15 protein-coding genes are annotated in these 14,685 nt (G+C 35.6%); all 15 read right to left on the bottom strand.

Going from position 1 to position 14,685, the window contains the following annotated elements; all coding sequences use genetic code 11:
• On the bottom strand, window positions 1-1,149 hold the full coding sequence (locus tag K6V26_RS10625) for a capsular polysaccharide biosynthesis protein CapF (RefSeq protein ID WP_224265317.1): 1,149 nt from the start codon (window positions 1,147-1,149) through the stop codon (window positions 1-3).
• Between the two features lie 14 nt (window positions 1,150-1,163).
• Window positions 1,164-2,237 carry a polysaccharide biosynthesis protein gene (locus tag K6V26_RS10630; RefSeq protein WP_129696671.1) on the bottom strand — a complete coding sequence of 358 codons (1,074 nt, stop codon included), beginning with the start codon at window positions 2,235-2,237 and terminating at the stop codon, window positions 1,164-1,166.
• A 41-nt stretch (window positions 2,238-2,278) separates the two neighbouring features.
• On the bottom strand, window positions 2,279-2,932 hold the full coding sequence (locus K6V26_RS10635) for a sugar transferase (protein WP_229102539.1): 654 nt from the start codon (window positions 2,930-2,932) through the stop codon (window positions 2,279-2,281).
• 4 nt (window positions 2,933-2,936) lie between these two features.
• The gene (locus tag K6V26_RS10640) at window positions 2,937-3,614 is read right to left on the bottom strand and encodes a PIG-L deacetylase family protein (RefSeq protein WP_129696672.1); all 678 of its coding nucleotides are present in this window, start codon (window positions 3,612-3,614) and stop codon (window positions 2,937-2,939) included.
• A 121-nt stretch (window positions 3,615-3,735) separates the two neighbouring features.
• A complete protein-coding gene (locus tag K6V26_RS10645; RefSeq protein WP_129696673.1) occupies window positions 3,736-4,902 on the bottom strand; it encodes a carboxylate--amine ligase in 1,167 nt (388 codons plus the stop codon).
• An 8-nt stretch (window positions 4,903-4,910) separates the two neighbouring features.
• On the bottom strand, window positions 4,911-6,041 hold the full coding sequence (locus tag K6V26_RS10650) for a glycosyltransferase family 4 protein (RefSeq protein WP_129696674.1): 1,131 nt from the start codon (window positions 6,039-6,041) through the stop codon (window positions 4,911-4,913).
• Between the two features lie 4 nt (window positions 6,042-6,045).
• Window positions 6,046-6,969, bottom strand: a complete 924-nt coding sequence (locus K6V26_RS10655; RefSeq protein ID WP_129696675.1) for a glycosyltransferase — start codon at window positions 6,967-6,969, stop codon at window positions 6,046-6,048.
• Window positions 6,969-8,387, bottom strand: a complete 1,419-nt coding sequence (locus tag K6V26_RS10660; protein ID WP_224265318.1) for a lipopolysaccharide biosynthesis protein — start codon at window positions 8,385-8,387, stop codon at window positions 6,969-6,971. Before K6V26_RS10660 ends, K6V26_RS10655 begins: the two co-directional genes overlap by 1 nt.
• Before the next feature lies 1 nt (window position 8,388).
• A complete protein-coding gene (locus K6V26_RS10665) occupies window positions 8,389-9,621 on the bottom strand; it encodes a glycosyltransferase family protein (protein ID WP_224265319.1) in 1,233 nt (410 codons plus the stop codon).
• A gap of 3 nt (window positions 9,622-9,624) precedes the next feature.
• Window positions 9,625-10,602: a glycosyltransferase family 2 protein gene (locus K6V26_RS10670; RefSeq protein ID WP_195585693.1), complete on the bottom strand. Its 978-nt coding sequence runs from the start codon at window positions 10,600-10,602 to the stop codon at window positions 9,625-9,627.
• Window positions 10,599-11,246, bottom strand: coding sequence for a DUF1919 domain-containing protein (locus K6V26_RS10675; protein ID WP_129696679.1), 648 nt, complete (start codon window positions 11,244-11,246; stop codon window positions 10,599-10,601). Before K6V26_RS10675 ends, K6V26_RS10670 begins: the two co-directional genes overlap by 4 nt.
• 468 nt (window positions 11,247-11,714) lie before the next feature.
• A complete protein-coding gene (locus K6V26_RS28730) occupies window positions 11,715-11,849 on the bottom strand; it encodes a DUF1919 domain-containing protein (protein WP_129696680.1) in 135 nt (44 codons plus the stop codon).
• 56 nt (window positions 11,850-11,905) lie between these two features.
• Window positions 11,906-12,469 (bottom strand): serine O-acetyltransferase, encoded by a 564-nt coding sequence (locus K6V26_RS10690; protein WP_129696681.1) that lies wholly within the window; start codon window positions 12,467-12,469, stop codon window positions 11,906-11,908.
• Window positions 12,456-13,637 (bottom strand): glycosyltransferase, encoded by a 1,182-nt coding sequence (locus K6V26_RS10695; RefSeq protein WP_129696682.1) that lies wholly within the window; start codon window positions 13,635-13,637, stop codon window positions 12,456-12,458. The genes K6V26_RS10690 and K6V26_RS10695 overlap by 14 nt, the downstream gene beginning before the upstream one ends.
• Before the next feature lie 9 nt (window positions 13,638-13,646).
• Window positions 13,647-14,609, bottom strand: a complete 963-nt coding sequence (locus K6V26_RS10700; protein ID WP_195585695.1) for a polysaccharide pyruvyl transferase family protein — start codon at window positions 14,607-14,609, stop codon at window positions 13,647-13,649.
• Between the last annotated feature and the right edge of the window lie 76 nt (window positions 14,610-14,685).

Consider the following 14,685-nt stretch of genomic DNA (forward strand, 5'->3'; position numbering starts at 1 on the left):
TTACACCTCTTCAAAATAAGTATCCGGCCGGGTTGGGTCGAAAGGTTCGTTGGCCCACATAAAAGTCACCAGTTCTTCCGTATCGGAAAGATTAATGATGTTGTGCGTATAACCGGGAATCATTTCCACGACCTCTATCTTTTCCCCGCTGACCTCAAAATCGATTACTTCATCCGTTCCGATCTTACGAAGCCGGATCAAGCCATGACCGCTCACCACCACGAATTTCTCATTCTTGGTATGATGCCAGTGTTGGCCTTTCGTTACCCCCGGTTTGGAGATATTGACTGAAAACTGTCCCCGGTCAGGCGTACGGATAATCTCTGTAAAACTACCGCGATCATCTGTTTTCATCTGTACCGGATAGCTGAATTTCTCTTTCGGCAGATAAGACAGATAGGTCGAATACAACTTCTTTGTGAAAGGATCGCCCAAATCAGGTACACTTAAATTATTCGGCATTTCTTTAAAAGAATAAAGCAGGTCAACAATACCTCCCAATGTGATCGTATGAATCACAGGAACGGCACAAAAGTCTCCCTCGTGATGCTCCCCACCCGACAAAGCAGCAATCAGTTCATCCACCACATCATCCACATACACCAGATTCATAACCACACTCGAATCATTCACCCGGATAGGCAGATCATTGGCTATATTGTTACAGAAAGTAGCGACAGCACTATTATAGTTCGGCCTGCACCATTTTCCGAACACATTCGGGAAACGATAAACCAGGACTTTCGCTCCGGTTTCCTTTGCATACTCGAATAATAAGTTCTCTCCCGCCCTCTTCGATTCGCCATACGGATTATCCAATGCCGCCTGTGTAGACGAAGAGATCATCACCGGGCAAGTATTGTTATACTTTTTCAATGTATCCAGCAAAGTAGATGCAAAGCCAAAATTACCTTTCATAAATTCCGCCTGATCTTTCGGACGGTTCACACCCGCCAGGTTAAAAACGAAATCGGCATTCTTGCAATAGACATCCAACTCAGCCGGATCGCTGTCTATATCATATTCGAAAACCTTTAGTTCAGTTCCCGAAACAGGATAATTCCGTGCTTTCCCCGACTGGATATTATGCAGCTGGGAAACAAGGTTTCGACCGACGAATCCTTTGGCACCGGTAACTAATATATTCATATCATTATTATTTTTTATTCGCTTCTGATTTCTCTCGGTTTTGCCCGTTCGATCAGCCCAAGATCTTCCTGAATAAAGCGTAAACGGAGTAATAGTTTTTTCATGCCTTCCACATCCAGACGTGAGGTGTTATGACTGTGATAGTCTTCAATCTTAGAGAGACATTCGCTTCCTTCGGTAAAGAACTTATCATAATTCAGATCGCGTGTATCGCAGGGAATACGATAATATTCACCCATATCGATCGCTTTCGCCATCTCTTCACGGGTTACCAGTGTTTCATACAGTTTCTCACCATGCCGCGTACCAATCACCTTCACTTCTGTATCCAAATACTTCGGATCGATCTGCGCGTATGTCTCTTTCAACGCCTGTGCCAAAACAGACAGAGTAGCAGCCGGAGCTTTCTGCACGAACAGATCACCGTTATGACCATGTGTAAAGGCATAGATCACCAAATCGACAGCATCATCCAGAGTCATCATAAAGCGGGTCATTTCCGGATCGGTAACAGTGATCGGTTTCCCTTGTTCTATCTGTTCCACCCAAAGAGGGATCACCGAACCACGGCTTGCCATTACATTGCCGTAACGCGTGCAGCAGATTGTTGTCTGCGCCCCTTCACCCAGCTCACGCCCTTTGGCAATCGCCACCTTTTCCATCAACGCCTTGGAGATCCCCATTGCATTGATCGGATAAGCGGCCTTATCGGTTGAAAGGACGACTACATTCTTTACACCATGTTCGATAGCCGAAAGCAGCACGTTTTCTGTACCTTCTACATTTGTACGGGTAGCTTCCATTGGGAAGAACTCGCAACTGGGAACCTGCTTCAATGCAGCTGCACTAAACACATAATCCACACCGCGCATAGCAATATCTACCGATGTCTTGTTACGTACATTTCCGATATAGAATTTCACTTTAGGATTTTGCAAAGCGTGACGCATATCGTCCTGCTTCTTTTCATCTCGGCTAAAGATTCGGATTTCCTTGATATCGGAATCCAGGAAACGCCGAAGGACGGCATTACCGAAAGAACCGGTACCTCCGGTGATTAGGAGAACTTTGTTTTTAAAAACACTCATAAAATTAATTATTATTTTATATTTCATTGATTAGTTTGGACTCATACAGTATCTTTAGCTGATTCCGTCAATTCATCTAATATCCACGTCACCTCTTTTCCGCACAAGGTATAAAGAATACATATAATCGTATAAACTATCATCTTCAAGTCATACCCAAAACCCATCTTTCTGACATAAATGTATTCAAGTTCACGTCTTGTCGGAAAAACCTTCTCCATATATTCGACTTCATCGGAAATCTGATCTCCATAAATAAAATCATACAAAGCAGCCGGACCACTTAAACCAACTGGGACTTCTGCCGCCAGATTCCACTTTCCCGTCCTGAAGAGTTCTTCCTGATCATTCGCCACAGGACGAGGGCCTATAATACTCATCGTCCCGTTTAATACGTTCAATAGCTGTGGAAGCTCATCAATTTTTACCTTCCGGATAAACTTTCCAAAAAGAAATATCCTATCAGTATCTGCCCGTAAACTATTCTCATTCGCCCCAATCGCTACTCTCATTGAGCGAAACTTATACATTTTGAAAGGTTTATTACCTTTTCCTATTCTTGTGGCGATATAGAATATTGGACCTGGATCGGAAACTTGAATGCCAATAATTGCAATCAACCATAACGGAGCAGTAACGATAAGACCAATTAAAGCACAAATAAAATCAAATGATCTTTTAACGACTCTATACATAATATTATATTCTACGAAATACCACCTCAAATGCCTCTGCAAAGTTACAACCTGATTGCCCCCCCCTATAGGCTGCAAGACCTCCAATAGCCTCACTACTACGAGGATGTGGATACGGTCTCATCACCCCCCTGTACATTGACAAAGCCTTAACTTTAGCCTCTACACCATCTTTGCCGACCTCCACAAATACATTGGGATGAAAACGGTTCATAGCTGTATTCAAAGCCCACTCCGTACTAGAAGGTATTTCCATAAACCACATTTCTTGAGTTGGCTTTATTTCCGGTCTTCTCTGAAAGAGCCGAATTGCCTCCTGACAGGCTAAAGAAGTCTGAAGATGATCATTATTGGTATCAGCAGAATGGTGGGTAATGACAATATCCGGCTCACTCGCTAAAATCGCCTGCTCAATAAACTGCACTAACCGGATATGAGGAACAGTATTCATCTCTATATTCGGAAATGTTCCCTCATATTTTTTATTAATACCTAAATAAGCTGCCGATGCATTCAAATCGGCAGCTAACTCTTTATCTCTCGGCCTAAAAGCCCGGGCCTTAGCCTCCGTACACATAATACAGATGTCAACCGTATCTCCCGCTTTAATCCATTTATAGATCGATGCTCCCACACCTAAAATCTCATCATCAGGATGAGCAACTACGATTAAGTAATTCATATCATATTCTATTTTAATGATTGGCTTTTAACTATCGACACACAGACAAAAAATCTCTATAATCGTTAAAAATTTCAGTAAAAAACGCATTAAAGTTTAGCCCTAATTTGAGTGTTTATGTCTAACCTTTTAACTTAGATTTTCTAAATTTAGGATCCATATATTTAACCACTCCAGCAAGCATACCTACCAGCATAGGTAATGGATCATTCCATGCACCATCCTGATAGCTCACATTCTTACTAAAGAACTTGAACCAACTTGGTTTGCATTTAAATCTATTCTTAGAGAATACGAACCACATCACATCTAATCCCATCCAACGAACCTGCTTATCTACCTCATAATCAAATTTTGGCATTGGATTATCGAACTCGTCAGCTAAAAACACCTTTCCGAAATCCACTCCTGCTGCAAAAGCAGCCTGAAAACTGGATGGCACACGAGGATTAATCTCAATAATTTTCAGTTCGCCTGAATTCTTATCCTCTAGTATATCAAAGTCTGCAAAACCTACCCAATTCAACTTTTCCAAAACCACCTTACATTGATTCAATAAGAACGGATGCTCAACTGTTTCACTATAACAACTACTACCTCCTTTCAATGGAAAATATCTGCGGATTTTAATGATAGTGTAGTTATCCATATTTCCCTTCTTATCACGATAAAGCATTACATTGTAGTAATAGTCAGGTTGCTCAACATATTGCTGGAGGGTACAAGTTCCAAACTGCTTATGGATACAAGGAAATTTTTCTTCCAATTCCTGCATGTTAGCCACACTCATAATTCCCTTTGCCCCTTGAGAGAAGTTTGGTTTGATCATAGCAGGAAAACCTACATATTCAGCAATTTCCTTCAACTCGCCATCTTTCAGCTCACGAGTCTTCGGATGACAAATAGTATACTTTTCACAAAGTTCCATCAACAGCTGCTTATTGTTTGCCACATTGAAGATGTCGAACGAAGGAATAGCACACCTCAAATCAAAAGTACTCTCTATCTTCTCCTTGTTTCGACTCAGAAATTCTGCACCGTCATCAGCCAAAGGAATGATGAGATCAATCTTGTGCTCCTTCAAGTAAGCAAACAGGAACGCCTTGGCTTCTTCCTTATGAAGCGTAATGTCTGGTGACAGATGTTTCTCTGTCAACCAACGCGTTGCATAACCACTGGTCATTTTGTGATTGCAAAACCCCACCACACGATGCCCTTGCTTTCGAAGCGAACGTGCCAAACAAATTGCCTGCACTCCTTCTGCATTTATCAGTAATATATGTTTCATTGCATAGATCAACTACCGGAAATTGTCGTATAAAATATATTTCGTAATTCTTTTAATATAGAAGAAGAACTATACTTATCAATATCCTTCAATGCGTTCTTAACAAAATTTTCTCTTAATATTACATTGTTCGATAGTTCTATTATCTTATTTGCAAATAATTGAGGGGAATTTAACTCCACCAGAGAACCATTATAACCATCCTTTATTATCGAAGCGTGACCACTATTGTTTGTTGCAATAACAGGCATACCACATAGCATTGCTTCAACCAAGTTCAAACCAAATCCTTCCCTGATACTTGATGCAACACAAATATCTGATGCATTATATAATTGAGCTATATCGTTTCTCCAACCCAAGAACCTAACATGGGAATTTACCCCTAAAGATTTTGCATACTTTTCATATTCACCATTATTATGATCTATACCAACTAATAAAAGATAAATTTTAGATTTTTTTCTCAATGCCATATTTAGTGAGTCAATCAACAATTTTTGATTCTTATTTTGAATTAGTTCTGCACAATAAATAAGAACTGTAGCTTCTATAGGGATATTTAATTGGTTCCTATATTCTACTCGTTGTGTATGGCTTAGTTTACACTTAAATCTCTCAGTATCAACCCCAATACCATTAACAAAAAACGTCTTTGCATGAGAAAAATGTTTTTTTGTAAAATCAAAATCTTCCTGAGTAATAGTGATAATTACATCTGTAACTGTTGAAAGATACTTATACAAAGGATAGTATAACCAATTGGTTAAGGGAGCACTCTTATAAAAATAAGTTCCATGAGCAAAATTAATAACTTTTGTTCCTTTTTTTCTTGCATATCTTGCTGCAAGTCGAGCCAATATAACACCTACAGTTGTATGACAATATACAATATCATAATCACCATTGTCTACAATATTTTTCAACTGCTTATAACCTTTGTACAATTTGCTGTGGAACGGTGATCTGCATATCGGTAACTCATATTGATTATCGCAATATGGTATATTTACCTTGCCACCACAAGCGACATCAACAATCCAGCCTTCTGACAACATCATTTGCATAGTAGGTTGATGAAACTTCATAATGTGTTCTTTAGCTTCATTAGCGACAAACAAGATCTTATGTTCTTTCATACAATTACTTCTTTAACATCTTATTATATATAAATCGAACAGTTCTAAATACGAATCCATACAATAGCCAATAGTATTTATTAAAAGGCATCACATTACCATAAACCTCTTCAAGTCTTTTGTATATCTGTTTTTCATTCTTTTTGTATTGGAAAGCCATGAAAGCTTCAACACATTTGTCATTCATTCTTTTAGGGATAATATAATTATCTATAATATCGTTACAAAATTTTCTCATTTCTACATAATACAGTTCTGGGTATTTTACCGTCACTTGACCATCATGAACACGCATCTTAACCAATGGCATTTTGATAAAGTGAAAAGAGACATTGTTCAGCATAAATTTAACCCAACATTCAATATCTTGTATATACTTGAATGTACTAAAATTACCACACCTTGCAAAGACCGATTTATGTATCAGCAGAGTACATCCATTTATAATCAAATGTTTAGTAAAGAAAGTCTTAAACAGTTCTTCACCTGTATACCTACCTTCTAGTTTTAATGATGGATGGTAGATAGGCTTCCCGTCCGCATCAATTAAAGCATCCGCACAACAGATGATGGCATTCTCTTTATCATGTATCTTCGCCAATTCATCAATTTCACACTCTACCTTCTCTGGTTCATAAAGATCGTCATGGCTCAGCCATGAGAAATACTCACCTTGCATCTTTTCAATACCGTAGTTAAGAGCAGACGAAACCCCACCATTAGGTTTGGAATAATATTTGACTTTATCACCGTATAAAAGTGCAACTTTTTCAGTAGCACCCTCATCCTTCGATCCATCGTTAACTACTACTATCTCTATATTTTTGTAGGTCTGATCCAAAGCGGTATCAATAGCTTGAGCAAGGAAGTTTGAACCATTATATACAGGAATGACGATGCTGACCAAAGGGTTGAATGTATTATTCATTATTTTCTAATTATTTCAACAATAGTTTGTATTTGTCTAAACTTGAAAATATAAGCGCCACACAAATAAAATATTATACCAACTCCCCCCCCCAACAATAATGTAATCAAAGAATTCATTTTAAAAAGAGTTATACAATACACCAAACAAGCTGATATACAGCCCAATAGCATTGACGGTAGAATATCTTGTAAAAATGTCATTCGAGAATAATTAATAAGTTTTTCATTCCAATAGCCTGTAACGATAACAGAAACAACAGCTGCTATACTACCAGCACCTACCATATAATAAATCCCGATAAGTGATGCTCCAAGTATTAATATAATAGAAAGAATTTTTGAAATAATAGTCGTTTTAAGATATTTATCACTCTCTCCTAGACTTGTCAATATTGCAGAATTAATCAATATAAAAGGAGTAAAACAGACTGTCAAGCATACTATCCGCATAAATGGAACACTTGGTAGCCATTTATCTGTTAATAGCAAACTAATAACATCAGATGCCAACGGCAACATTAATGAAACAATAAGGAATACGATAAAAGCAACAATAGAGACCATCTTTCTTACAACTGATAAGAATCGTTCTTTATCATCTTGAATACTTGACAGAGCAGAAAACATTACACCATTTATTGTATTGGCTGCATTGTCAATTATAATGGTAGGAATCAATTGGCCTCTATTATAGTATCCAAGTTGAGAGGATGTGTATTGCTTACCAATAACTAAATTGTAAACATTATTATAGATAACATGTAACAATGACCCACCTAAAATACGAGAACTATATCCCAAAAGACTTTGTAATCGTTTGAACGAAAATTTCAGTTTGGGCCTCCATCCAACCAGAAGCCATAAACCAACGCAGCAAACAAATTGCATACTAAGTTGAGAAAAAATCAAACTCCATACTCCGTATGCATTATATGCAAGCGTAATTCCAACAATAGCAGAAATCAGAACAGCGGTGAAATTGACATAGAAATTGATTTTGAATTTCATGTTACGAACAAGCATTGAATGTTGGACACAATAGAAAGCCATTATAATTATTTGAACTGCTTGAACTCGAAGGAAATCAGACAATGACGGCATTCCATAATATCGGGCTATTACTGGAGAGATAATAAACAATAATCCATACAAGAAAAAACTAACAAACAAATTAATGTAAAATACGGAAGAGGTGTCTAACTCATCTATACTTTTTCTTTGTATTAAAGCATTTCCAAAACCACTATCAATAAAGATATTTGATACAGTAATAAAAACCCCCATTAACGCAACTACCCCAAAATCTTCAGGTAGAAGCAAACGCGCCAAAATAATAGAAACTATAAAACCGACCAGTTGATTGGCAATACGCTGAAAATATTGCCAAAACAGACCGGAAAGGACTTTACTCTTCAAATTATTCTCCATTTTTACATGCTAAAATTCGATCAACAGTAGCCTCAGGTGTATTCTCAAAGAAAATAGATTGTAAATCCTCTACACTGGTAGAAGAAAGAGCATCCACATACCTCTTCAATGATAGAGCATTAATTTCTATACTTAGTCTTTCATCAATAATTAAAGAATTGGGATACTTAGTGATATATGGCAATGAAGCATCATCATCAATTTTTATGAATGATATAATAGGTTTACCAGTTGAAAAATATTCAAATATCTTACACGGTATTGCACACGGTGTATAATTTCCAAAATTAAGTAAACAATTAGAACATGACTGAATTTCAAGAACTTCTTCATGAGAAAATACTCCATGATATTTTGTGTATTTAGAACTTATTAATTTCTCTTCTATATCACGATTATAAATTTTACCGTATACATCAAACACAAACCTTTCATCATGCAAATAATCTAATATTTGTAAGAAATACAAAGGATTAGCTGTTTTCTTCGAAATTCCTCCTGTAAAAACGAAATGTATCTTTCCTTCATTTAGAATATTCTCCTTTACAGTTCTCATAGAAAATAATGGAATATCTACATAATGGATTTTATTTCTAAATAAAGAATATTCATTACTATCATAATAGTTTTTGTGAGATTGCATTACAAATAGTAAATCATAAGCCTTAAAAAGGAATCGTTCCCATCTCTTGATTGATTTATTTGAGATATATTGACTTTTTAACACTCTAGGTATAATACCACCAGAAACAGCATCAAGAGTATAAAGTACATAAGTACCTCGTTTCCATATTCTTTTTACGATAGCTCCAGACACCGCTCCTTCAAGCGATTTATATACACCAACAACAATGATTTCTTCTTTACTTTTATTTATCAGTTTTCCAATAGCATTAGTATACTTAATAATATTCGATAAAGAAATCAACGGCCAGAATAATCCATAAACAGCTCCCCGAATTTTAAACAATTTAGAAATAAAACTAAAACGTTTAAAATTGTTAGCTGCTTTAGCTTCAATAAGTGCTGAAAATAAAAAATCAGGATTAACGAAGTGAATAGAGTTATCACGGAGCAACTTTGTATTCTTCGAAAATGTCCGAACAGCAATAATATCTGTAGTTATTTCCTTCTCATCAAACACATCTTTTAATTTTTTAACACAAATCGCATTTGGAGATGGAGAAGGGTAGTAACTATCCGTAATGAATATGACTCTCATATTTTAAGAAAATTTTAGTCTCAGAATTTTACTCCATATTAGTCTTGGAGTGTATTTAATCAGAACTAACATCAATTTATTATATTTCATTTCTGGATTAACCATGTATTCAGAATAAGATTTCATGATAGAAGTCTCCAACTCATTCGCATACGCAGAGTCTTTGTCTAAATAACAATTGATTATCAAACAATTAAGAATATAAAATTGTTTTGAACATAACACTTTCTGCATATAGTTAAAATATTGAGGAAATCTCACTTTTATTATATCACAGATATTTTTCTGAATAGTAACTAAGGCTATCTTGTTCAAATTGAAGTTTGCAGTCATAGTACTATTATCCCTATTCAAATAATTATAAAGCGGAGTATCAATACAAACTATCTTTTTTGCAATCGACACTGCTTTAAACAGAAATTCATCATCTTCATAAGCTCGTACTGGACTGAATCTTATTGATTGTATAATCTCTTTCTTAAACAATTTACAACACACACTAGTATTTAAATGCTTTCCTTGAGATTTAATAAGTTCTAATAAACCTTCATCTGAAGTATATATCTCCTTAAAATGTTCTTTATATGGACATTTCTTTTGCAGGCTTGATTCCACCTTATACCATCCACATTGGACAATATCAGCATTCTCGGCTACCATTGTGTTATAGAGCAATTGATACATTTCAATTTCTATCCAATCATCACCATCTACAAATCCGATATAATCACCATTAGCAATATCTAATGCCTTATTACGTGCAGTTGCTTGACCTCCGTTATCTTTATTAATCACCCTTACACGTGCATCCTTAATGACATACTCATTGCATATTTCCAACGAGTTATCTGGGGAACCATCATTAACCAAAATAAGTTCAATATTTTTATAGGCCTGGTTTAATATACTTTCTATACATTTAGGAAGATACTCTTCTACTTTATATATAGCAACAATTATACTTATTAAAGAATTATTCATAAACTATTTATTATACGTTTCCAATTTAACGTAGATATTACTATCTCGGGTTTCCACATTAACACACTATTTCTTCTAGGAACATCTGGCACATATTTTACATGAGGCAAATTTTTATCAATACTTGTCAGTAACACTCCTTTCTTACCTGTTTCATCTATAAATTTACTAAATATCTCTAAATGTTCATCTCGCATAGTCTCTGACTCTGTTAATAAAAAAAACAACTTACCGTAATTTATTCTAGAACTACGCCTTAACCACTTATCAGCGGCAATTTCGGGTGTTGAATAATGACGAAAATATACTATTATATCATCAATACAAGCCACAGGATATGAAAAATGCTCACCCTCTTTATAACGTGGAGTAATGCTTGGTTCAATAAACGTCAATGAGTGCTTAAAATAATGCTCTGGACGATTAATAAGTTTCAAATAATCATCAATACTCAATCCAATTCCTTCAGTTGGTGTCTTATAGCTTATTCCATAATACTGATATACATACCCCCCAGTACAATTATTACTAATGATACTAAAATCTTTACAATGAAGCCCAATGCGTCTTTTCCACTTCATCATGCTCACTAACGCATGATAGTAAGGTTTTAAGACTTGTTTTACATATCTAATTATATTCATACCGCAATCTGATTAATTTTTGATTTTTCATTTTCTATAACCCAAAAATATAGGACAATATTTTGACACAAAGGAAAGAACAGGGATAAAAAGTATATAAATGATGATTGCTAAAATAAATGTTATAATATCATCGTGAAGTTGTGAAAATGATTGTCCCCCAATATTAATCAAAAACAAAAACAGAATTTGCCAAGCTAATATGATGATAGAACCTTTACTGTATAGCAAAACCAAATTAAAGGTAATTCTCTTTGCTATAATCATACAAAAAAAATGATAAAGCGATAGCGCCCAAACAGCCTGCCAGCAGGAACGCCTCCAACAGAAACATTCGGAGTATCAATACTTTTTACAACTACAGCGTTAGCTCCTATTTTCACATTATCTGCTATTATAATATCACCAACGATTGCAACCCTCCAACCAATAAATACATTATCATCTATTACTGGAACTTTATCTGATTCAGTCGCTCCTAATTCCTTCTGCTGGTGTTTTATAACTTATACTATAATATTGATACATATAACCACCAGCACAGTTATTACTAATGATGCTAAAGTCGTTAATGTGAAGTCCTATTCGTCTCGGAAACTTCATAAGATTCTGTATATAATGATAATATATCTTCAAGTGTTATTTGATTGCTTTCATTTTTACAATCTTGCTCTAATGTACTTTTCACTTCCTTTATTACTGATTTTTTTCGCAGGAACACCCGCCCAAGTCGTATTTGATTCAAGGATATCCTTCACAACCACGGCATTTGCACCAATCGCCACGCCATCGGCAATCTTAACATTTCCAATGATTTTAGCACCAGTTGCTATAAAAACATTGTTTCCGATTTGAGGAGCCCCCTTTTCTCCATCAGCCCCAATACACACTCCCTCGTGAATTCTACAATTTTCTCCAATTCTTGATTCTTCATTTACAACAATAGACCCGTAATGTGCAATATAAAGTCCTTTACCAAATACATTAAGAGGAATGGAAAATCCCAATCTCTGCCCAAGACGTATATACCAATACTTATAAAACTTCTCTACTATTTTATTCCATAAACCAGACTTACAATTTTGATAATATTCGCATTTTCTCATTAGAATTTCAAACTTCCAAATCACATCGTGCACAGGAACAGGATGTTTCGTCTGTTTACGAGAAGCATATTTATCAGCTTCCACATAAGCTAGAAAATCATTTTTATTTTGAATCATTTTTTCCTCCCTGATACCAATTGTTTTGAATAATAGGTGCAGTACTTAACGGTCCTTTTTCAAAAAACATATATTCCCCAGTTTTAGCGTATTCGTCTGTAAATTGTATCAACCGCTGTGCAGCAGTTTTCGGATTCCAATCAGTCATAATAGACAGGTTGGCATTTCGTCCTAACATTGTCCTAAAATCCTGATCACATACAACCCGTTCGACCTTTTGAAAAAAATCCGCTTTATTGCCGCTTTCGTATACAACACCATTGTTCCCATCACAAATCAAAAATGGAACTGCTCCCGGTGCGTGACTAACAATGCAAGCACATCCAGCGTTCATCGCCTCATTCAAAACGGCTCCCCAACCTTCTCTAAAGTCGCTCGTAAAGAGAAAAATATTAGAATTTACCATTTCTCGTTGCAATTCTTGAGTCTCTACCGCATCTTTTATCGTTACACAGTCTTCCAAGTGATAATGAAAAACATCTTTATGCAATTTTTCCTTTAATTCCCCCTCCCCTATAATTGTCATTTGAAATTCTAGTTTTACATTTTTCAATTTTTCAGCAACTTCAATGGCCAGTTCCGGATGTTTTAATTTCAACATACGCCCCGCCCATAAGATTTTGGCTTTAACAGGTTTGTTCGCCATTAATTTATTCAAATTATAAGAATTTATTTCCGGAAAATATCCCCATTTAAATGTTCTCACTTTTTGGGTAAAAAACGAAAGATCATATGGTAAATATGCACTGGAACAAATAACTGCCAAATTATCTTTTTTTGTCAGAAATTGTCGTTTGATAGTTACTCTCGTTTTAGGTACAAATCTTCTCCAAATTCCGTTTTTGAAAAAACGTTCCGAATATCGTAAAAGCAATGCTTTCTGGTTTTGATTTGCACAATCTGTATATTCCATCGGAGATGATCCTATTATTATTGCTTCACTGTCCGATATAACTGCAAATGCATGTTTTTTCTCTTTCTCAGAAGCATATGCCTTTATCACATAAGGCAATTCATCTGCTATAACATCATAATTCAATCCAAACCGACCGCTTCTAATGTCTTGTGTTGCAATAAAACAAAAATCATCCCCCAACTGCTGATACAGTTCATTGGATATAGCTAATTGATGCAATCCGATTGCCGGTAAAATAAATGTTATCTTCATCTTATCACTCTATAAGCTTTTTCGAAATTGAGCTTTCCATTCTTCAATTTCATGTAGTGGAATTCTGATATTGGTATCAAACGGCTGATTTACTCGTTCCACCAACTGATAGATTTCATTTTGATCTATCACTGGTAGATTGAAATCTCTCTCCTTTTCTTTTGCCCGATTATCAATGCCAACGATCAATGTTCGCCGTCCTTTTTGAAGTGCGCGGATTCCCCCGTGTAAACGAGTCCCAACATAATCTATATCCGTATTCATCAATATACGATCAAAAGCGATAAGAGAAGGCTCAATAATACAAATATCATTTATATCAGTTAATTCTTTTATATATTGAAAATCACCGATACCTTGCACCCATAAAAAAACTTTTTTATAATTAGCCTTTAGACAATCGATCATAGCCTTGTCCCTACTCAAATTTTGGTTATAGTCTGTTACAGTAGTTACCACAGTATCAGCCTTTGTCGTAGGAATTTTTCGGCAAAACTCTGGAGTAAATCCCCACATGGTAGCGCATGATGTATTTACGACATTATTAAATCCAATCTTTTGCAGCATATCTTTTGTATAGTTGTCCCGTACACTATGCATATAATTATGAGACAATATTTTTTGATATACTTGTCTTGTATACCAATTTGGAGTTTCTCCATATGCACGCCATCCCACGCCTATCAGAACTGCAGGTCCCAATTGTTTTGCATTAAAAATATTGATATCCCATTGTCGGTCCACACTATTTAGTTTTCCTCTTAATAAATTAGACCCTATCACAAAAGACAAATCAACATTTTGAAGTACATGTGAATAGTATATCCATGAAATAGGTTGATGAGAGGATACGTCTATTACAAAATTACCGCTAAATAACCACTTCATTTGTTCTATAACACTCTGTGCAATAATTTGATCGCCAATATTGATTGAACATATTGATGGATTAAATCTTAAATAAGTTTTCATTTGTTGTTCCATTATGCGCTACTCTTCAGTGTTCTTATATATTCTGATATATTAGTTTTAATTGAATAAATTGGCT

This window comes from Parabacteroides goldsteinii, from assembly GCF_020091425.1.
GTDB classification, from domain to species: domain Bacteria; phylum Bacteroidota; class Bacteroidia; order Bacteroidales; family Tannerellaceae; genus Parabacteroides; species Parabacteroides goldsteinii.

Excerpts from the sequence above, each read along its gene's own strand:
- K6V26_RS10625 (WP_224265317.1), bottom strand. The coding sequence starts at position 1,149 with ATGAATATATTAGTTACCGGTGCCAAAGGATTCGTCGGTCGAAACCTT.
- K6V26_RS10630 (WP_129696671.1), bottom strand. The coding sequence starts at position 2,237 with ATGAGTGTTTTTAAAAACAAAGTTCTCCTAATCACCGGAGGTACCGGT.
- K6V26_RS10635 (WP_229102539.1), bottom strand. The coding sequence starts at position 2,932 with ATGTATAGAGTCGTTAAAAGATCATTTGATTTTATTTGTGCTTTAATT.
- K6V26_RS10640 (WP_129696672.1), bottom strand. The coding sequence starts at position 3,614 with ATGAATTACTTAATCGTAGTTGCTCATCCTGATGATGAGATTTTAGGT.
- K6V26_RS10645 (WP_129696673.1), bottom strand. The coding sequence starts at position 4,902 with ATGAAACATATATTACTGATAAATGCAGAAGGAGTGCAGGCAATTTGT.
- K6V26_RS10650 (WP_129696674.1), bottom strand. The coding sequence starts at position 6,041 with ATGAAAGAACATAAGATCTTGTTTGTCGCTAATGAAGCTAAAGAACAC.
- K6V26_RS10655 (WP_129696675.1), bottom strand. The coding sequence starts at position 6,969 with ATGAATAATACATTCAACCCTTTGGTCAGCATCGTCATTCCTGTATAT.
- K6V26_RS10665 (WP_224265319.1), bottom strand. The coding sequence starts at position 9,621 with ATGAGAGTCATATTCATTACGGATAGTTACTACCCTTCTCCATCTCCA.
- K6V26_RS10670 (WP_195585693.1), bottom strand. The coding sequence starts at position 10,602 with ATGAATAATTCTTTAATAAGTATAATTGTTGCTATATATAAAGTAGAA.
- K6V26_RS10675 (WP_129696679.1), bottom strand. The coding sequence starts at position 11,246 with ATGAATATAATTAGATATGTAAAACAAGTCTTAAAACCTTACTATCAT.
- K6V26_RS28730 (WP_129696680.1), bottom strand. The coding sequence starts at position 11,849 with ATGAAGTTTCCGAGACGAATAGGACTTCACATTAACGACTTTAGCATC.
- K6V26_RS10690 (WP_129696681.1), bottom strand. The coding sequence starts at position 12,469 with ATGATTCAAAATAAAAATGATTTTCTAGCTTATGTGGAAGCTGATAAA.
- K6V26_RS10695 (WP_129696682.1), bottom strand. The coding sequence starts at position 13,637 with ATGAAGATAACATTTATTTTACCGGCAATCGGATTGCATCAATTAGCT.
- K6V26_RS10700 (WP_195585695.1), bottom strand. The coding sequence starts at position 14,609 with ATGAAAACTTATTTAAGATTTAATCCATCAATATGTTCAATCAATATT.